At 62.5% G+C, this 20,006-nt stretch carries 18 protein-coding genes; 2 read left to right on the plus strand and 16 right to left on the minus strand.

Annotated features, from left to right (window positions below; all coding sequences use genetic code 11):
* Positions 1–50: 50 nt before the first annotated feature.
* The 6 genes from arsB to ettA form a co-directional block, all read right to left on the minus strand.
* Positions 51–1,058, minus strand: coding sequence for an ACR3 family arsenite efflux transporter (gene arsB / locus ACSSVY_RS16305; RefSeq protein ID WP_454270628.1), 1,008 nt, complete (start codon positions 1,056–1,058; stop codon positions 51–53).
* Complete coding sequence (gene arsJ, locus ACSSVY_RS16310; protein ID WP_454270629.1) at positions 1,055–2,317, minus strand: organoarsenical effux MFS transporter ArsJ; 1,263 nt, start codon at positions 2,315–2,317, stop codon at positions 1,055–1,057. The genes arsB and arsJ overlap by 4 nt, the downstream gene beginning before the upstream one ends.
* Entirely contained in the window at positions 2,314–3,312 is a 999-nt protein-coding gene (locus ACSSVY_RS16315; RefSeq protein WP_454270630.1) for an ArsJ-associated glyceraldehyde-3-phosphate dehydrogenase, read from the minus strand. Before ACSSVY_RS16315 ends, arsJ begins: the two co-directional genes overlap by 4 nt.
* Positions 3,309–4,148, minus strand: coding sequence for an arsenate reductase/protein-tyrosine-phosphatase family protein (locus ACSSVY_RS16320; protein WP_454270631.1), 840 nt, complete (start codon positions 4,146–4,148; stop codon positions 3,309–3,311). Before ACSSVY_RS16320 ends, ACSSVY_RS16315 begins: the two co-directional genes overlap by 4 nt.
* 199 nt (positions 4,149–4,347) lie before the next feature.
* Complete coding sequence (locus ACSSVY_RS16325) at positions 4,348–4,614, minus strand: hypothetical protein (RefSeq protein ID WP_454270632.1); 267 nt, start codon at positions 4,612–4,614, stop codon at positions 4,348–4,350.
* 299 nt (positions 4,615–4,913) lie between these two features.
* The gene (ettA, locus tag ACSSVY_RS16330) at positions 4,914–6,569 is read right to left on the minus strand and encodes an energy-dependent translational throttle protein EttA (protein WP_454270633.1); all 1,656 of its coding nucleotides are present in this window, start codon (positions 6,567–6,569) and stop codon (positions 4,914–4,916) included.
* A gap of 173 nt (positions 6,570–6,742) precedes the next feature.
* Between ettA and ACSSVY_RS16335 the strand changes: the two genes are divergently transcribed.
* Together ACSSVY_RS16335 and dacB are read left to right on the plus strand one after the other, a co-directional pair.
* Positions 6,743–7,357, plus strand: coding sequence for a nicotinate-nucleotide adenylyltransferase (locus ACSSVY_RS16335; protein ID WP_454270634.1), 615 nt, complete (start codon positions 6,743–6,745; stop codon positions 7,355–7,357).
* Between the two features lie 58 nt (positions 7,358–7,415).
* The gene (gene dacB, locus ACSSVY_RS16340; RefSeq protein WP_454270635.1) at positions 7,416–8,942 is read left to right on the plus strand and encodes a D-alanyl-D-alanine carboxypeptidase/D-alanyl-D-alanine endopeptidase; all 1,527 of its coding nucleotides are present in this window, start codon (positions 7,416–7,418) and stop codon (positions 8,940–8,942) included.
* Between the two features lie 56 nt (positions 8,943–8,998).
* Here dacB and ACSSVY_RS16345 read toward each other — a convergent pair whose 3' ends face one another.
* From ACSSVY_RS16345 to acs, 10 genes are all read right to left on the minus strand, one after another.
* Positions 8,999–9,472, minus strand: a complete 474-nt coding sequence (locus ACSSVY_RS16345) for a CoA-binding protein (RefSeq protein WP_454270636.1) — start codon at positions 9,470–9,472, stop codon at positions 8,999–9,001.
* Positions 9,473–9,675: 203 nt separating this feature from the next.
* Positions 9,676–9,975, minus strand: a complete 300-nt coding sequence (locus ACSSVY_RS16350; protein WP_454270637.1) for a hypothetical protein — start codon at positions 9,973–9,975, stop codon at positions 9,676–9,678.
* Positions 9,976–10,055: 80 nt separating this feature from the next.
* A complete protein-coding gene (locus ACSSVY_RS16355) occupies positions 10,056–12,122 on the minus strand; it encodes an exonuclease domain-containing protein (protein WP_454270638.1) in 2,067 nt (688 codons plus the stop codon).
* Complete coding sequence (locus ACSSVY_RS16360; RefSeq protein WP_009818043.1) at positions 12,115–12,498, minus strand: response regulator transcription factor; 384 nt, start codon at positions 12,496–12,498, stop codon at positions 12,115–12,117. The genes ACSSVY_RS16355 and ACSSVY_RS16360 overlap by 8 nt, the downstream gene beginning before the upstream one ends.
* 31 nt (positions 12,499–12,529) lie before the next feature.
* On the minus strand, positions 12,530–13,036 hold the full coding sequence (locus tag ACSSVY_RS16365) for a hypothetical protein (RefSeq protein WP_454270639.1): 507 nt from the start codon (positions 13,034–13,036) through the stop codon (positions 12,530–12,532).
* A gap of 3 nt (positions 13,037–13,039) precedes the next feature.
* Positions 13,040–14,878, minus strand: coding sequence for a DUF294 nucleotidyltransferase-like domain-containing protein (locus ACSSVY_RS16370; RefSeq protein ID WP_454270640.1), 1,839 nt, complete (start codon positions 14,876–14,878; stop codon positions 13,040–13,042).
* 120 nt (positions 14,879–14,998) lie between these two features.
* Positions 14,999–16,762: a sodium:solute symporter family protein gene (locus ACSSVY_RS16375; protein WP_454270641.1), complete on the minus strand. Its 1,764-nt coding sequence runs from the start codon at positions 16,760–16,762 to the stop codon at positions 14,999–15,001.
* A 15-nt stretch (positions 16,763–16,777) separates the two neighbouring features.
* Positions 16,778–17,038 carry a DUF4212 domain-containing protein gene (locus tag ACSSVY_RS16380; RefSeq protein ID WP_085978777.1) on the minus strand — a complete coding sequence of 87 codons (261 nt, stop codon included), beginning with the start codon at positions 17,036–17,038 and terminating at the stop codon, positions 16,778–16,780.
* Between the two features lie 68 nt (positions 17,039–17,106).
* Entirely contained in the window at positions 17,107–17,793 is a 687-nt protein-coding gene (locus ACSSVY_RS16385; RefSeq protein ID WP_454270662.1) for an adenylate kinase, read from the minus strand.
* Between the two features lie 18 nt (positions 17,794–17,811).
* Positions 17,812–19,752, minus strand: coding sequence for an acetate--CoA ligase (acs, locus tag ACSSVY_RS16390; RefSeq protein WP_454270642.1), 1,941 nt, complete (start codon positions 19,750–19,752; stop codon positions 17,812–17,814).
* Positions 19,753–20,006 lie beyond the last annotated feature (254 nt).

Here is a 20,006-nt window from a genome sequence, read left to right on the forward strand (position 1 = left end):
GCAAGGCAAAAGGCCCCGCGCCACCGCGCGGGGCTTTTCCATGGAAGGGCTCAGGGAAACCGCGCCCGCGTCCGGTTGGCCAATGCCACCAGCGACAGCATCACCGGCACTTCGACCAGCACGCCGACCACCGTCGCCAGAGCCGCCCCGGAATTGAGCCCAAAGAGCGAAATCGCCACCGCCACCGCGAGTTCAAAGAAATTCGACGTCCCGATCAGCGCACAGGGCGCGGCAATCCGGTGCGGCACTCTGAGCAGCCACGCCGCCGCATAGGCCAGCACGAAAATCCCGTAGCTTTGCAAGATAATGGGCACCGCGATCAGCCCGATCACCATCGGCCGCTCGACGATCACCCGGCCCTGCAGGCCAAAGAGGATCACCACCGTTGCAATCAGCCCGAGGATCGACCACGGCTTGACCCGCGCCTGAAACGCCGCAATCCGCGCCTCGGACCCAAGCCTGCGCCGCGTGAGCAACCCCGCCGCCAGCGGCAGCGCCACAAAGAGCAGCACCGACAGCACCAGCGTCTCCCACGGCACGACAATATCCGTGACCCCCAGCAAGAACGCCACAAGCGGGGCAAAAGCAAAGACCATCACCACATCGTTGACCGAGACCTGCAAGAGCGTGTAGCTCTCGTCGCCCTTGGTCAGTTGCGACCAGACAAACACCATCGCCGTGCAGGGCGCAGCGCCCAAGAGGATCAGCCCGGCGATATATTGCTGGGCATCGGCAGGGGCGATCAGATCGGCAAAGACCCCCTCAAAGAACAGCACCGCCAGCGCGGCCATGCTGAACGGCTTGATCAGCCAATTGACCACCAGCGTAATCGCCAGACCTTTTGGTTGGCGCGCCACCTGGCTCAGACTTGATGGATCGACGCCGACCATCATCGGATAGACCATCGCCCAGATCAGCACCGCCACCACCAGATTGACCCGCGCCACCTCTGCCGCCGCAATCGCCGCGATCAGGCCCGGTGCCACAAGGCCAAGGATCACGCCCGCCGCCATCGCCAGCCCAACCCAGACCGTCAGATACCGCTCGAAACCACTCATGCCTCTGCCTTTTCCTGTGGGGTCAGCCGCCCCGCCGCCAGTGCCGACAGCGCCACCAGCCCTGTGGCCACCCCCAGCATGAGCGCAAGCCCCCCCAATTGATAGGTCAATCCCGACAGCAGCGTGCCCAAGAGCCGCCCCCCGGCATTGGCCATGTAATAGAACCCTACATCCAGTGTCACCCGTTCGGCACGGGTAAAGGCAAGGATCAGATAGGAATGCAGCGCCGAATTGACGGCAAAGATGACGCCGAAGACCAGCAACCCCACCACCAGCGCCACCGTAAGCCACGGCTGCGCCCCCCCGGCCATCAGCGCCAGCACGGTCAGCACCGCAGGCACCCCGCAGAGCGCCAGCGCCCATCCCCGCGCGGCCGCGATCAACGCCGCCTCAGGCCGCGACTTGGCCCGCAGGATCTTGGGGGCCGAGGCCTGCACCGCGCCATAGAGGATGATCCACCCCGCCATGAACGTGCCGATCAGAAAGAACGCCGCGCGGTTCCCGGCCTCGGACCCGTCCGACAAGACACCGTAGAAATAGATCGGGATGCCCACCACGAACCACACATCGCGCGCGCCAAAGAGAAACACGCGCGCCGCACTCAGCCAGTTCACATTCGCGGATTTCGAGAAGACTTCCGAGAATTTCGCCCCCTTGCGCCCTCGTGGCAGCCCCGGCGGCATGGCAAGGACCACGGCAATCAGGATCACCGCCAGCACGCCCGCCATGGCCCAGACCGCGCCCACGAACCCGATCCCCGCCAAGAGCGCCGCGCCCAACAGAAACCCAACCCCCTTGACCGCGTTCTTGGACCCGGTGAGCACCGCGACCCAGCGGAAAAGCCCGCCGTCCTCCGACGGGGCCAACAATTTGACCGCGGATTTCGACGACATCTTGGCCAGATCCTTGGCCACGCCTGACGCCCCCTGCACCGCCATCACAAAGCCCACCGAAAGCGCGAGGCTCCACTCTGGGTCCAGTTGCGCCAGCGCAATCAGCGCCCCCACCTGCAGGCCAAGCCCCGCATAGAGCGTCGCCGTCAACCCGAACCGCGCCGCGATCCAGCCCGCCGAGAGGTTCGTCACCATCCCCGCAAACTCGTAGAGAAGAAAGAGATAGGCCAATTGCACCGGGCTGAAGCCCAGCGTGTGAAAATGCAAGAGCACCAGCATCCTGAGCGCGCCATCGCTGAGCATAAAGGCCCAATAGGCCGCCGTGACGGCGATATAGGCGCTCAGGCCTTCGGGTCTTGCGGTCACAGGCTGTCCCCGACCATGCAGGCCACATCGACCAAGCGGTGCGCATAGCCCATCTCGTTGTCATACCAGACATAGACCTTTACCTGCGTGCCATTGACCACCATGGTCGAGGGGGCATCGACAATGCCCGACCGGGTGTCATTGGTGTAGTCGGCGCTGACAAGCGGGCGGGTTTCATAGCCCAGAATACCCGCAAGCGGCCCCTCGGACGCCGCCTGAAACAGCGCGTTGACCTCCTCCACCGTGGTCTCGCGCTCCATCTCGAACACACAATCGGTGATCGACGCATTGAGCAGCGGCACGCGCACGGCATGGCCATTCAAGCGGCCTTTCAGCTCCGGATAAATCAACGTGATCGCCGTGGCGCTCCCCGTGGTGGTTGGGATCAGCGAATTGAGCGCCGAGCGCGCACGGCGCAGGTCCTTGGCGGGCCGGTCCACGATGGTCTGCGTGTTGGTCACATCATGGATCGTGGTGATCGACCCGTGCTTGATGCCGATGCTCTCGTGCAGCACCTTGACGACGGGCGCGAGACAGTTGGTCGTGCAGCTTGCCGCCGTCACGATGCGGTGCCGTGCAGGCTCATAAACCGCGTGATTGACGCCGTAGACGATGTTGGCGGCATCGCCATCCTTGACCGGGGCAGAGACAACGACTTTCTTGACGCCTGCCGCGAAATAGGGCGCGATCTTGGCCTCGGTCTTGAAAATGCCCGTGCAGTCGATCACCACGTCCACACCATCGAGCGGCAATTCCCCTAAATCCCGCGCGCCGATGAACGGCAGACGCACGCCATTGATGATCACCGCGCCGTCGTCATGCCCGAAACTGGCGTCCCAACGCCCATGCACCGTGTCGAATTCGAGCAGATGGGCGTGCATGGCGGCATCGCCCACCGCGTCGTTGATCCATGCAATCTGCGCGCCGCGCTCCATGAGCGGCTTGAGGATCAGCTTGCCGATCCGGCCCAGCCCGTTGATGGCATAGACCGTCATGCGCCCTGCCCCGCAGAGTGCCGCGCGATGTCATCGACGGCGGCTTGCAGGCTCACACGATCGAGGGTCTCGATGGGCAGCGCCGCAAAGGCCGTGATCCGATTTCGGAGCGCGCCATAAGCCTGCTGAAACGCAAGGCTTTTCTGCGCCTCCGTGCCCTCGACCTTGACCGGGTCGGGCATGCCCCAATGGGCGCTGACGGGCTGGCCTTCCCAGGCAGGGCATTCCTCATTCGCCGCCGTATCGCAGACGGTAAAGACGAAATCGAGCGCCGGGGCATCGGGGCCGGTGAACTCTGACACGTTCTTGGCGCGCAGCGGGCTCAGGTCATGGCCCTTGGCGCGCAGCACCTCCAGAGCAAAGGGATTAAGCTCGGAATAGGGCCTCGTTCCGGCGGAATGGACGGTGAACCGGTCGCCCGCCATGTCGCGCAGGATGGTCTCGGCAAAGATCGAGCGCGCCGAATTGCCGACGCAGATGAAAAGCACGGTGTATTTCCGGTGGGCCATATCGGGGCCTCCTCTGAGGGTGGGGAACGGCGCGCAGATATCCGGGCGCCCGCGACAACAGTCGTTGAACAGGTAATCGAAGGTGCGTCGCACCTCTGTCATGTCGATGGAATATCGAAGGGATGTGCCGGACCGCTCTTGCACCACCAACCCGGCCTGCATCAAGGCTGCGAGATAGGCAGAGAGGGTCGAAGACTTGAGGCCCAGCACCGTGGCCAATTCACCCGCGGGAATACGATCCGGGTAGCGGCGCATGAGCAGCCGAAAGATCGCCAGCCGCTGCGGATGACCCAAGGTTGCAAGACGTGTGGGGGCAAGTTTTTCCATATTTCATGGATATCGGAAGTAACGGGAAGTTCAAGTGAAGGTTTTGTAACGGGCGGGGCCGGGAATAGCCCCATGTTTCATGTTGGCAGGCGCGCGGAAAAAGGTGTGAACGGTGTGGCACGCGATGTCCTCCGCGCGGTCGGCGCCACGCAGGAAGCATGCCGTTGGCATGACGATCACTTCGTTGCTCTGTGCGCGTTTATCTTGTGAAAAGGCTTATTGCCATTATACCGGCCAGCAACAAAATAATGAATAAAGAGGGAACCGAATAATAGGCAAAATCGTCAGGCGGTTCACCACCAAAGATACGGTAGCGAATATAAGACAGTGTAAAAAGAAAGCTCGCTATGAACCATAATATGAGCAACAAAAGTATTCCCTTTCCAATACCGAATGGAAGGAAGTCCGCTTTGCTCATCGCCCAACCCCAAGTGTCAGCAAATCGATGAACCCACTCTAACATCATGAGACCGTCCGCTCCTTCCGTGTTCTAAGGCAAAATGTGCGTCCAGTTTTTCAATTTTCCGTCGAGGAGGATGTAGACCGTGACGCAACCTCGGTGAGTTAGTCAAGCTCGCATAACATTGCCTCGCGAACGTATCGTATCGTATCGTCACCTCATGGCCCAAGGCGCACCGGTAAGTCCAGCCGTAGGGTGCGCATTCATTGCGCACCGTGGCGCGGACGGGTGCCGTTGATTGGTGCGCATTCATCGCGCACCCTACGCGGTGTGGGCGGCCCCGGGTCAGGCCCGGGGCGCGCGCATTACCTCACGAACTTCTTGTGCTTCACCCGCTTGGGCTCCAACGCATCCGGGCCTAGGCGGCGCTTCTTGTCTTCTTCATAGGCCGAGAAATCGCCCTCGAACCATTCCACATGCGCATCCCCCTCAAAGGCGAGGATATGCGTGCAGATGCGGTCTAGGAAAAACCGGTCGTGCGAGATGACCACGGCGCAGCCTGCGAAATCCATCAGCGCATCTTCCAGCGCGCGCAGGGTTTCAACGTCGAGGTCGTTGGTCGGCTCGTCAAGGAGCAGCACGTTGCCGCCCTCTTTCAAGAGCCGCGCCATATGCACCCGGTTGCGCTCACCGCCCGAGAGGAGCGACACTTTCTTCTGCTGATCGCCACCCTTGAAATTGAACGCCCCGCAATAGGCGCGGGAATTCATCTGCGCGTCGCCCAGCACGATCACCTCGGCCCCACCGGAAATCGCCTCCCAGACGTTATCCTCGGGTTTGAGATCGTCGCGCGACTGATCGACATAAGAGAGCTGCACCGTGTCACCGAATTCGATGGTGCCGGCGTCGGGCTGTTCCTGCCCCGTCAGCATCTTGAAGAGCGTGGATTTACCCGCACCGTTGGGGCCGATCACGCCGACGATGCCGCCGGGCGGCAGGGAAAAGCTGAGATCTTCGATCAAGAGCTTGTCGCCCATGTGCTTTTTCAGCCCCTCGACCTCGATCACCTTGTTGCCCAGACGCTGACCGTTGGGAATGACGATCTGCGCGCGGCTGATCCGCTCGCGCTCAGACTGACCGGCGAGGTCGTTATAGGCGTTGATCCGGGCTTTTTGCTTGGCCTGACGCGCCTTGGCACCTTGGCGCATCCATTCCAATTCGCGTTCCAGCGTCTTTTGCTTGGATTTATCCTCGCGCGCCTCTTGCATCAGGCGCTTGGCCTTTTGCTCCAACCAAGCGGAATAATTGCCTTCGTAGGGAATGCCCCGGCCCCGGTCCAACTCCAGAATCCAGCTGGTGATCTCGTCGAGGAAATAGCGGTCGTGGGTGACGATCAGGATCGTGCCCTTATAGGCGACCAGATGCTGTTGCAGCCACGCGATGGTCTCGGCGTCGAGGTGGTTGGTCGGCTCGTCAAGGAGCAGCATTTCGGGCGCTTCGAGCAGCAGTTGGCACAGGGCCACCCGGCGACGCTCGCCCCCCGAGAGGGTCGAGACCGCCGCGTCATCGGGCGGGCAGCGCAGCGCCTCCATCGAGATATCGACCTGACTGTCGAGATCCCAGAGGTTCTGGCTGTCGATCTCGTCCTGCAACTGCGCCATCTCATCGGCGGTCTCGTCGCTATAGTTCATCGCCAGTTCGTTAAAGCGGTCGAGCTTGGCCTTTTTCGCGGCAACGCCCAGCATCACATTGCCGCGCACATCGAGGCTCTCGTCGAGATGCGGTTCCTGCGGGAGATATCCCACACGCGCGCCCTCGGCGGCCCAGGCCTCGCCGGTGAAATCCTTGTCCATCCCGGCCATGATCCGCATCAGGGTGGATTTCCCCGAGCCGTTCACGCCCACGACGCCGATTTTCACTCCCGGCAAAAAGTTGAGGTGAATGTTCTCAAAGCATTTCTTGCCGCCGGGATAGGCCTTGGAGACGCCCTGCATGTGATAGACATATTGATAGGCTGCCATGATGTGCCGCTCCGTTCCGCTTGGGTGACTGATAATTCAGCCCGCGTGATACCCGTATGGGCGTGCGGGGGCAATGGCCTGCGCGCCCCTCACCCCGCGAGATCACGGCCAAGGCCAGATGGCACCTTTTGTTTTCGCTTTACACCGCCCGCGCCTCTGGCAATGAAAGGGCAATGACATATGCCCTGCCCCATGCCCGCCCCGGTCAGGTGATCGGCCTCTTGGGCGGATCGTTCGATCCGCCGCACGCAGGCCATCTGCATATCAGCCGCGAGGCGCTGAAACGCTTTGGTCTGGACCGGCTGTGGTGGCTGGTGAGTCCTGGTAATCCGCTCAAGACCACCGGCCCGGCCCCGCTTGACCAGCGCATGGCGGCCGCCCGCGCGCTGGTGGATCATCCGCGCATCGCAATCACGGATATCGAGGCGCGGACCGGCACCCGCCATACCGCCGCCACCCTGCGGGTGCTGCGCGCGCTCTGCCCCGGTGTTCGGTTTGTCTGGCTGATGGGGGCGGACAATCTGGCGCAGTTTCACCTCTGGCAGGATTGGCGCGAGATCTTGGACACGGTGCCGGTGGGCGTGCTGGCGCGTCCCGGTCAACGCATATCGGCGCGGCTCTCTCCGGCGGCGCGCATCTATGCCCGCGCCCGCATCCCGGCCCGCGACAGTCAGGCCCTCGGCCATGCCAATGCCCCGGCCTGGTGCTTTCTCAACGTGCCGATGATGGATATCTCATCGACCCGGTTGCGGGCAGGCGGCGCATGGATCAGCCCGTCGCAAACCTGACCCTCTGCGTCACAAATCCCGATTGCGCCCGCACGCCACCTGAGATTTACTCTGCGCCATGACTCACAGGCTTTCCCGTCGTTTCTTTCTCGGCACCGCACTTGCGGCGCTCTCCGTCGGCAGCGCCTTGGCGGGCGCGCCTGCGGTCTCGTTGCGCCCTGTGGCCCGTCCCGGCAGTGGCCCGCGCACGACGGCGCAAACCGCCGCCAAAGGGGCCGCGCGCAGCGCCCCCTCTGCCGAAGCGCTGATCTCTGAGGCCAACCTCTCGGGACGCGTCGGCTATGCCGTGGCCGATGCCCGCACCGGCCAGGTGCTTGAGGCCAGCGAGGGCACGACTGGCCTGCCCCCGGCCAGCGTGACCAAGGCGGTCACGGCCCTCTACGCGCTCGACGTGCTCGGTCCCGATCACCGCTTTGCCACGCGGATCATCGCCACCGGACCAATCTCGGGTGGGGTGCTAAGCGGCGATCTGATTCTCGCCGGGGGCGGCGATCCGACATTGGACACCGATGCCTTGGCCAGCCTCGCATCCAGCCTCGCCAAAACCGGCCTGCGCGAGATCCGCGGTCAGTTCCGGGTCTGGGGAGGGGCGGTGCCTTTTCTGCGCGCCATCGACGACAGCCAACTCGAGCACGCGGGCTACAACCCCGCTCTCTCGGGGCTCAATCTCAATTACAACCGCGTGCATTTCGAATGGAAACGCGCGGGCGGCAAATATGCCATCACCATGGATGCCCGCTCGAACCGCTACCGCCCGGATGTGACCATGGCCCGCATGCGCATCGCAGAGCGCAACACGCCGGTCTACACCTACAAGGACGCGGGGGCATATGACGATTGGACCGTGGCGCTCGGGGCCCTTGGCACCGGGGGCGCGCGCTGGCTGCCGGTGCGCAAGCCCGAGCTTTACGCAGGCGAGGTCTTTGCCACCTTTGCCCGCTCGCATGGGATCAAGACCGGCGCGCCAAAACCCATCGCCAGCCTGCCCGGTGGGACCGCCCTCGTCACGCATGCCAGCGCGCCCTTGTCCACCATCCTGCGCGACATGCTGAAATTCTCGACCAATCTCACCGCAGAAATGGTCGGGCTTGCCGCCTCTGCCAAACGACGCGGCGCGGTGGTGGGTCTCGGGCAATCGGCCCGCGACATGAACGCTTGGGCCGCCAGCGCGCTTGGCATGTCCGGTGCGGCGCTCAAGGATCACTCAGGCCTCAGCGACCAGTCCCGCCTCTCGGCGGCGGCGCTCGCCCAGGCTTTGGCACGCGCGCATCGCGCGGGCTTGCTGCGGCCGTTGCTGCGTCAGGTGGACCTGCGCGACGCCCAAGGCCGCCCCAACAGCAAGCACCCGCTCAAAGTGGCGGCCAAGACCGGCACGCTGCATTTCGTGAGCGCGCTCGCAGGCTATGTCACGACGCCCGGCGGCGCGGACCTGGCCTTTGCCATCTTGACCGCCAGCGACAGTCTGCGCGCTCGGATCGACCCCTCACAGGATGACAGCCCCCCCGGCGCACGCGGCTGGAACGCGCGGTCCAAACGGCTGCAACAGGCGCTCATCGAACGGTGGGGCGCAGTCTATGGTGGTTGATCCACCGCCTTTTCAGTGTTCCAAAAATACTCAAATTTCGACAGGCGCGGCGGGGCTTATAGCTTCGAGGAAATGACACCCGTATTGAACCCGCCCATCCGCAACTCGCCAAAAAGGCGCTGATATTCGATCTTGGGGCAGCGGTTCATCACCACATCGACGCCGCGCGCCCGCGCCATGGCCGCAGCTTCCGCATTCTCGACGCCAATCTGCATCCACACCGTGCGCAGCCCCGGCAGCACCTCAAGCGCCTCTTCCACAATCGGACCGACATGCTCGGACCGACGGAAAATGTCGATCATATCGACCGAGCCTTCAATATCCTGCAATCCTGCCACGACAGTCTGACCGAACAACACCTCTCCGGCATGGCCCGGATTGACCGGCACCACGTCGTATTTCTTAATGCTGAGATACCGCGCCACATAGTAACTTGGGCGCACCGGGTTCATCGACACGCCTATCACGGCCACCCGCCGGGTCCGGGTCAGGATTTCGCGCAGGTGGGAATCGCTGTACTGCTCGCTCATGGGGGTACTCAAACACGGATCGCGCGCAGAAAAAAGCGCCCAAGTAAAAACTTGGGCGCCAGTCGCGGAACGAGGGACAGTGATAGGAAACACCGATGTTCCGTATCGGTGCCTCTGGGACTGATATGGGTCCGATTCTCAGAATAAAAAGAGTTTGTAATATACCTGTGACTGCGGAGTGATTTCAGGCCAGTCTCCGCGTATCAGTCCAGGATATCCTCGATGCCGTCCCAAATCTCTTCCAGCATGCGCCGTCCGAACCCCTTGCGCGGCTTGACTTTGCGGGGTGGGGTCGGGCTGTGTCGCTCTGGGCCATAGTCCTGTCGGGGCAAGGTCATGGGGCGCGCTTTGGGGCGCACGGCCGCGTCGTCGCGCCGGGGCATCGCCTTCATTTCATGCAGCGGCGCCCCACAATTGGCACAGGTCAATTCGTGCCGCCCCCGGTCCAGCACCAGAACGGTGCGCGCCCCACAATATGAACATGTCGCGATCTTGTGTCCCATGCCCCCCATATCGGTCAGATGGGCAGCCTTGCCAAGCCCCCGGGGTCAAAATGCCTCGGGCGAAAACGCCAGAGCGCGCCTCAATAATTCTGCGCCTTGCGGATTTTTGTCATCCGCCCCTCTTCGGCAATCGCCCCACCCAGCGTGGTGACACCCTTGGCCTGCAAGAGCCCCAGCATGCGTACAAAAACCTCCGCCGTGGCGACCGTATCACCCATCGCGGTATGCCGCGCCTCGGGCGGGATGGTGATCCCGAACCGGTCGCAGAGCGCATCGAGCGTGTGCTGCCCGCTGTGATCAAAGAGCCCCGCCGACATCAACACGGTGCACAGTACCGGATTGTCGAACCGCCGCCCGATCACCTTTTCCTTGAGCCGCAGAAACGCGAGATCAAACGGCGCGTTATGCGCGACCAGCACCGCCCCCTGACAGAAATCGTGAAACCGCCGCCCGGCCTCAATGATATCCGGAGCACCCTGCACCATCTCGTCGCTGATATGATGCACCCGCGTCGAGGCAGGCGGAATCGCGCGGCCCGGATTGACCAGCATGTCAAAACTCTCGCCACGCAGGATGCGCCCGTTGACGATCCGCAACCCGGCAATCTGCACGATTTCATCGCCCCCCCGCGGCGAGAGGCCCGTGGTCTCGGTGTCGAATACGACGAAACTCAGATCAGACAGGGGCCGGTTGGCCAATTCCCCGCCCGCCACCTCGGGCAGGTTGAAATCATAGAACTCCGGCCGCGCATCGCCGGGCGCAAGCGGCGGCGCGGCCGTCGCCACGGGCAGCACGATGCGATGCTCCCCAACCCCCGCCTCGGCCCAGAGATCGGTTTGATGCGCGCTCAGCGCGTCGCGCGCGGAATAATCACCATAGGCCGTCGACAATGGCTCCTTGAGCCAGCCGGTCAGTTGCCCATCCGTCACCGCCTCGCCCTGCCACCTCAGGATCAGCCGCGTCTCGGCCCCCTCCGGCTCGGCGCTCAGGCTGAATCCATCGCGGGTTCCCTCCTCCGCCAGATGGCCCAGCAGCCCACCCAAGAGCGTGGTCACGGCAAAGCCATCACAACTCAGCATCGCCTCGCTGCGCGCCACGTTCAGCGGCACCCGCGCCTGAACGCTCAACCCATCGAACACATGCGCTGCGGCAACCGGCGACATCGGCCAGCGTCGGGATTTGACCCCCGCATGCTGCGCCCCCATGTCGCGCACGCAGTCAAAGAGCCGCGCCACCTCTTCTTCGATCCCCTTGCGGAATGTCGCGCGGGTCTCGGGCGGCAAGTCATCAGCCGATTGCAGAACATCGAGCAACGCGCCGATGGTGGCCGCCGGTCGGCGCACCCCCTCCAAGAGCGTGTTGAACAGGTGATCCTGCTGCGCATGCGCGCTCAGATCCTCGGTCGCATCACGGAAAATCAGCACATGCCCCGACAGTTCCTCATCCGACAGGATCGGGCTCACGCGCCCCAGAAGGAACCGCTTGCCATCGGCTGAGGCCGCGAGAAAGGTCTCGGCCCCGATGTGTCCGCGCACCCGCGCGTCCTGCATCCGCGACAGCGCATCCATGACCGGCTCGGGGCGTAGGACATTCGACAGCGGTCGATCAAGGCCAATATCGCCCAACAACTCCTGCGCCATGCGGTTGTAGAGCATCACACGGTTGTCGGGCGTGGCCACCACCGCCCCCTCGCCCAGATCCCGAAACAGCGCCTCAAAGAGTGCCTTCTCGCGGGCAATCCGCGCGGTTTCCCGCTCGACCGCGCGGGTCCGTGCGGCGCGCGCTTCCGAAAGTGCGGCGTTGATCGCATTGGCGGCAGGGGCCAGCGTGCTCAGATGCTTGGCCTGCGTCTCATTGATCTGCAAATCCACATCGGCGCGCGCGCGTGTGGTCAGATCAGAGGCTAGGGCGAGGATCGGCTTGGCCACGTTCTCATCAAACAAGAGACCGATCCACGCCGCAAGCCCCAGCACGCCCAAGATCCCGATCATCCCGGCCATGGCATAGCCATCCATCGGGCCGCCCGCACGCGCGTAGCCGAACCAGAGCGCACCCAGAATGATCAGCGCGCCGCCGAGGCCCAATACCGCAAAGAAAAGCGCAAACCGCAGCCGCAGCCCAAGCCGCGCCGTGAGGCGCTCAATCATGCGCGACCTCGGCCAGAAGCGCGCCGATTTGCGCGGTCAGATCAGCTGTGGCAAAGGGTTTGGTCATAAAGGCATCCGCCCCCACCGCCAGCCCCTTGCGTCGCTCCACTTCGCCACCCCCAGCGGTCATCATCAGCACCTTGATCCCTTTGAGGGCGGCATCACTGCGAATCATCTGGCAAATTTCATAGCCCGACCGCTCAGGCAACATGACATCCAGCACCACCAGATCGGGACGGTCTTCGGCCAGCGCCGCCAGCGCGGCATTCCCCGAGGCCACCCGCCGCAACCGATAGCCCGCGCGCCCGATCAGATGCTCAAGCGCCAGCGCGATGTTGTCCTCATCCTCTACAAGCAGAATAGTTTTCTCGGACATGACGGGCCTCCTCTCCCGGTTACGTCTGACTTTATGTCTGGCACAGCGCCTCAATCACCGGATCATCTTCCCCCACAGTGATCCACTCCGCCTGCGACGGATCGGCCAGCGCCGCTTCGCTCACATCGGCCCGCGCGGCATTGGCGCAATCCACCAGTTGCGGACGTTTGACCGGCACAGCCCAGCGCCCAAAGAGATAGATGTCGGCCAAGAGAATCGACGGCGCGGTGGGATTGGTCTGCACCCCGGCCCGGTCGAGCACCATCATCCGCGTCACCTGAGGCACCACATAGGTCCAGGGCTTCCAGAATTTGGCTTCTTTGACCTCACTCACCACCTCGACACTCTCGGGCAGCGTGCTCATGGTGCGATTGGCCCAGGTGTATTCCGACCAGACCGCATAGATCAGCATCGCGATCCCCGCCAGAATCGGCGCGGCATAGCGCGGCAAACGACCCCGGCTCAGATGCCCCAGGACAAGCGCCAGACCGGCGGCGCCGATACCCACGGCGAAAGTGGCGATCAATTCAAAAAACATAAGTTATCCCAGTGCTCCTCTGGATTGTGCGATCGCGGATTGCATGGTTTTGACCACCATGAAGGCATCGCGCAGATGGTTGCGCTCCAGATCCGAAAGCTCGGCTGGAGCCATGAAATTGTCAGGTTTGCGCCCGGCGCGGATCTGGTGCGCCTGATGTCTCAGCCGGGTTTCGGCGATGAGATCATAGGCATCCAGAAGGTCGCGCGCGCCGCTCTCCGAGATGGCGCCCACCCCACGCGCGCCGGTGAGCCGCTCGCGGGTGCCTGCCACTTCGAGCGATCCCAAGAGCGCGTAAATCCGCCCCAGATCGACCACCGGCACCACCCCCGACAGCTTGAGATCAATCCGGTTCTTGTGCTCGCCCGACCGAATGAGGGCAAAGCCCCGAAAGAGCCCCAAGGGCACCGTATGCTTGAGCGAATTTGAGACCATATGCGCCACGAAAATCGAGTTCTTGCGCGCCTGTGCCAGAACCTCGGCCTGAAGATCCTCAAAGAGGGCATTCTCGCCCGCGATGGCGCGCAGATCGAACATGACCGAGGCCAGCATCTGCGCCTCATTGTCCGGCTGCGCGATCCAGCCCGCGAAATAGTTGCGCCAGACGCGGCGCGGCTGCCGCCAGCGCGGGTTGGTCGCCATCATGTCGCCCGGACAATAAAAGAATCCACAGGTGTTCAGCCCGTCGCTGACATATTTCGCAAGCGCCGCGAAATAGGCGTCATGCTCGGGCTGGAACCTGTCGTCAAGGATGAGACAATTGTCCTGATCGCTCACGCCGGTCTGTTCGCGCCGGCCCTGTGATCCGCAAGCGGCCCAGAGATAGGGCACCGGGGCGGGGCCAAGCTGCATCTCGGCCAGCCGGAGCAATCGCCGGGTGATGGCATCGGTGATATCGGTGATCCGTCGCGTGATCGACTGTGGCCGCACCCCGGCCTGCACCAGTTGCACCAAGAGCATCGGCACCCGTTCCATCACATGCGCCATATCCTCGGGCGCATCGGCGCTGGCAATATCGGCGACCATATGGCTCGCCGTGGCGGCCTGTTGGCGGAACAAATCGGTCTTGCCGATCATCCCCAGCACGCGCCCGCCCTGCGCCACCGGCAGGTGATTGATCTTGAGATCCGACAGGAGCATCAGCGCATCAAGGCCCAGCCGTCCCGGCTCGATCGTCACCGGGTCCGGTGTCATCACCTGCGCCACGCGGATGTCACCGCCCAGCCCTTCGGCCAATACCTTGTTGGAGAGATCGCGCACCGTGATGATGCCCGCCAGACGCGCGCCCTCCATCACGACCACCGAGGAAATCACATGATCCCGCATCAACCGGGCCACATCCTTGATGGTGGCATCCGGGCTACAGGTGATGGGTGTGGCCGTCATCAGATCTGACACCTGAAGCGCCGTCAAACCGGTGGCGTATGGCCCGTCATCCCCCGAGGTCGAAGGCCGCGCGCGCGCGAACCAGCGTGCAATCTCGTCAGAGCGCTCGATCAGATCGAGAAATGCCTCGGTCGGAATGACAATCAACTCCGAGGCCTCGGAGGCGCGCGCCGTCAGCATTGCATTGCCATCGCGCAAGAGGCCGCGCTCGCCCATGATGTCGCCCGGCCCACGGTGTGACACCAGATCCGCATGACCTGTCTCGATGTCCAGCCCACCGGATTCCACCACATATAGCCCCGCCAGAGGCGCACCCTTTTCAAACAGCAGCCCCCCCGCCTCGAGCTCGACCCGCGCCAGCTTGGGCGCGAGCTCGGCGCGCAGGACTTGCGGCAACCCATCAAAGGGCGCGTGGCGTGTCAGGCTGTCAATGGGGTCGAGTTTGACGTCGCTCATCGGGCGCGGCTCTCCTCAGGGACTGGCGGGAAAATTACCTAAAAGCGCCCGGTGCCCGGAAATATCGGCAGGCGTCAGAGGAAACAGGGGCGGCACACGCCGCCCCTGTCCAAGTTTGTCTTAGTGGTTCACAGCCGTGCCGGCACCGCGCGGAACACGCACGCTTTCGACCAGATCCTGGATCTCCTGCGGCGGCTCTGCCGTCATGCTGGCGACGAGGAAGGCGACGCCAAAGTTCAAGAGCGCACCAATCGGGCCGAAGTGGGTTGGCGGAATACCGAACAGGTACTGATCCGCGGTCAACATGTTCGTGCCGGGGACAAAGAACCAGCCCAGATAGAGGAACAGGTAGAGCGTGGTCGAGAGCAGACCGGCCAACATGCCAGCAGTCGCACCCGCAGAGTTCATCCGCTTCGAGAAGATGCCCATCATCAGCGTCGGGAAGAGCGACGCCGCCGCCAGACCAAAGGCCAAGGCCACAACCTGCGCGGCAAATCCCGGAGGGTTGAGACCCAGATAGGTCGCCACAACGATCGCCACCGCCATCGAGATACGGGCAGCCAAAAGCTCGCCTTTTTCCGAGATGCCGGGATTGATCGTTGACTTGATCAAGTCGTGACTGACCGCCGAAGAGATAGCCAGCAAGAGACCCGCAGCCGTAGACAGGGCCGCAGCAATACCACCTGCCGCGATGAGGGCAATAACCCAACCCGGCAGACCAGCGATTTCGGGGTTGGCAAGCACGAGAATGTCACGGTTGAACGTCACAAGCTCGTTGCCCTGCCAGCCACGCTCGGCGGCCAGTGCGGTCATCGCTTCGGATGTATCGTTGTAGTACTGGATCATGCCGTCGCCGTTCTTGTCTTCCACAGCCAAGAGGCCGGTGGCAGACCAGGTGCGGAACCAATCGGGCAACTGGTCAACTGTCACGGCTTCGCCTTGCACGCCATTCGGCCACATCGTGGTCATGATGTTCAGACGCGCCATCGCCCCCACAGCCGGAGCAGTGAGATACAGCAGCGCGATGAAGACCAGAGCCCAACCCGCCGACCAACGCGCATCAGCCACGCGCGGCACGGTGAAGAAGCGAATGATCACATGCGGCAGACCAGCAGTACCGATCATCAGCGACAGGGTGAACAGCGCCATCAGCCAAGGACTCGACCCCGCAGTATACTGGTTGAAGCCCAGATCGTTCAACAGACCGTCCAGCGTCACCAGCAGATACTGACCCGATGCGTTGTGCTCGGCGAACAGACCCATCTGCGGCAGAACATGGCCGGTCAGTTGCAGCGAGATGAAGATCGCCGGAATTGTGTAGGCGATGATCAGAACGCAATACTGTGCCACCTGCGTGTAGGTGATGCCCTTCATGCCGCCCAGAACCGCGTAAACAAACACCACGGCCGACGCGATCAGAAGGCCGGTCGTGTTGTCCACTTCGAGGAAACGCGAAAAGGCCACACCGGCACCCGCCATCTGACCGATCACATAGGTCACCGACATGGTGATCAGCGCGATAACGGCCACAACGCGGGCCTTGTTGCTGTAGAACCGGTCGCCCACGAACTCGGGCACGGTGTATTTGCCGAACTTGCGCAGATAGGGCGCAAGCAGCATGGCCATGAGAACATAACCACCCGTCCAGCCCATCAGGTAGGTCGAGTTGTTGTAGCCCACAAAGGCGATGAGACCCGCCATCGAGATGAACGACGCCGCAGACATCCAGTCCGCTGCCGTTGCCATCCCGTTGATGACCGGATTCACGCCGCGTCCCGCAGCATAGAATTCCGCCGTTGATCCCGCCTTGGCCCAGATCGCGATACCGAAGTAGAGCACGAAACTGAGGCCGACGACGATGATATTGAGTGTTGTTTGTTCCATTGTCCCTCCCCCTACTTATTCTTCGCCAACGCCGAATTCGGCGTCGAGTTTGTTCATTCGCCAAGCGTAGAAGAAGATCAGAATCAGAAAGACGATGATCGACCCTTGCTGCGCGAACCAGAACCCAAGATCGGTGCCGCCAATGGCGATACCCGACAGCATGGGGCGCAGCAGAATGCCAAAGCCGAATGAGGCCATGAACCAGACCACAAGGCTCCATTTGATGAGGCGCAAATTCGCCTTCCAGTAGGCGTTTGCTCTTTCTTTATCGGACAAAGCGTGCCCTCCCTTTATAAACGGCTTCCTCCAGACCGCGCCGGGACCATCCCGGCACGGGCACTCCTTTACGCGACCGCCTTTGCGACGATGGCGTTCAGCTCTCTTGCGACGGCCTCGATCTCGGCCATCGCATCGACGCGGGCCAGAACACCGCGCGATTCGTAATAGGAAATCAGCGGTGCGGTCTGCGCATGATAGGCACGCAACCGCTGTTCCACCGTTTCCGCATTGTCGTCGGCGCGCCGCTTCATTTCGGTGCCGCCGCATTTGTCACAGATGCCGAGCCTGCTCGGCAGCTTGAAGCTGTCGTGATAGCCCTCACCACAGCCGCCGCAGGTGTAGCGGCCCGAAATCCGCGTCACCATTGCCGCATCATCCACCTCGAGGCTGATCGCCGCGCGGATGCCTTGCCCGATCTCGGCCAGCAATCCATCCAACGCCTCGGCCTGCACCGTGGTGCGCGGAAACCCGTCGAGGATCACACCCCCGGCGCAATCCGGCTCTGACAGACGGTCGCGCAGGATCGCGATGACAATCGCATCCGACACCAGATCGCCCGCCTCCATCACCGCCTTGGCTTGGCGTCCCGCCTCGGTGCCCGCCGCCACAGCCGCGCGCAAGAGATCACCAGTCGAGAGCTGCACCAGCCCGAAATGCTCTTCGAGCATCCGCGCCTGCGTGCCCTTGCCCGCGCCCGGCGGTCCAAGCAGGACCAGATTTGCTCCGGCTCGAGGCGTGTCGGTTCCGTCCATCATGCGTCCCGTCTCCCCTCAGGCTTTGGTGCGATTGGCAATCAGCTCGTCCACGACCGACGGATCGGCCAGCGTCGAGGTATCACCAAGGCTGTCAAAATCGTTCTCGGCAATCTTGCGCAGGATACGGCGCATGATCTTGCCCGAGCGGGTTTTCGGCAGGCCCGGCGCCCATTGAATCACATCGGGCTTGGCAATCGGCCCGATCTCCTGACGGACCCAGTTGCCCAGTTCCGTGCGCAGCGCATCGGTCGGCTCCACCCCATCCATCAGCGTGACATAGCAATAGATGCCCTGCCCCTTGATATCATGCGGATAGCCCACAACGGCGGCCTCGCTGACGGTGGCATGCGCCACCAGCGCCGATTCCACCTCGGCGGTGCCCATCCGGTGGCCCGAGACGTTGATCACGTCATCCACCCGGCCAGTGATCCAGTAATCGCCATCCGCGTCGCGGCGGCATCCGTCACCCGAGAAATAATAGCCTTTGAACATCTCGAAATAGGTCGAGACAAACCGGCTGTGATCGCCCCAGACCGTGCGCATCTGCCCCGGCCAGCTGTCCTTGAGCGCCAGAACGCCCGAGGTTTCGCCCTCCAGCTCGTTGCCCTGATCGTCCAGAACGACAGGCTCAACACCAAAGAACGGCTTGGTGGCCGAACCGGGCTTGGGCGTGTCGATCACACCCGGCAGCGGCGTGATGAGGATCCCGCCGGTTTCGGTCTGCCACCATGTATCGACGATGGGGCAAGTCCCCTTGCCGACATTCTCATTGTACCAGTTCCAGGCCTCGGGATTGATCGGCTCGCCGACCGAGCCAAGGATACGCAGGCTCGACAGATCGCTGCCCTCGACCGGCCCCGTGCCCTTGCCCATCAACGCACGAATGGCGGTGGGGGCGGTGTAGAACTGCGTGACCTTGTGGCGCTCGCAGACCTGCCAGAACCGGCCCGCATCCGGCCATGTCGGCACGCCCTCGAACATCAATGTCGTGGCGCCATTGGCCAGCGGTCCATAGACGATATAGCTGTGTCCCGTGACCCAGCCCACATCTGCGGTGCACCAGTAGATATCACCCTCGTGATAGTCGAAGATGTATTCATGCGTCATCGACGCGTAGGCCAGATAGCCGCCGGTGGTATGCACCACGCCCTTGGGCATACCGGTGGACCCGGAGGTGTACAGGATGAAGAGCGGATCTTCCGCGTTCATCTCTTCGGGCGGGCAATCGGCGCTGACCTTCTCGGCCTCTTCATGCCACCAGAAATCCAGATCACGCCGCCACGCCACCTGATCGCCGGTGCGCTTGACCACAAGGCATTTCACATCGGACGTATCATGCAACAGCGCCTGATTGACGTTGTCCTTGAGCTTGGTCTTGCGACCGCCGCGCGGCGCGTGATCGGCGGTGATCACCACCTTGGCATCGCAGCCGTTGATCCGCGCGCCCAGCGCATCGGGGCTGAAACCCGCAAAGACGATGGAATGAATGGCCCCAATCCGTGCACAGGCCAGCATCGCATAGGCGGCCTCGGGGATCATCGGCATGTAGATCACAACCCGGTCGCCGCGGCCCACGCCCATGGATTTCAGCACATTGGCCATCTTGCAGGTCTGCGTGTGCAATTCCGTGTAGGTGATGTGCTGCGGTTCGTCGGTGGGATCATCCGGCTCCCAGATGATCGCGGTCTGAGTGCCGCGCGTCGCCAGATGCCGGTCGATACAGTTGGCAGCAACATTCAGCGTGCCATCTTCAAACCATTTGATCGAGACATTGTCATAGTCGAACGAGGTGTTCTTGACGCGTGTGTAGGGCTTGATCCAATCCAGCCGCTTGCCGTGCTCCCCCCAGAATGCCTCCGGGTCTGTGATCGAGGCGGCATACATCCGCTCATAGGTCTCGGCATCGATGTGAAATCCGGGTCCTGTTGCTGCTGCACCAGTCTTTGTCTCGGTCATGACTTGAAATCCTCCATCCCAACGGCCACCTGACATCCAGATCAGGTCACGCCGCATTCTTTGGCATACCCTAACGGAAAATGCGCAGAAATTAACAGAATCCTGACAAACACCCATAAGATCAGTGAATTTCTTGCATTCACTGGCAATATTTTTTGTAAAAAAATTTTCAACTGATGTTTTGCTGGCGTTTGGCAAGGTCTCAAGCGACTCAATCGCCTAAAATTGCGACACCGCCTTGCCAGAACCTTGTC

The sequence above is a fragment of the Roseovarius sp. MBR-51 genome (assembly GCF_053628575.1).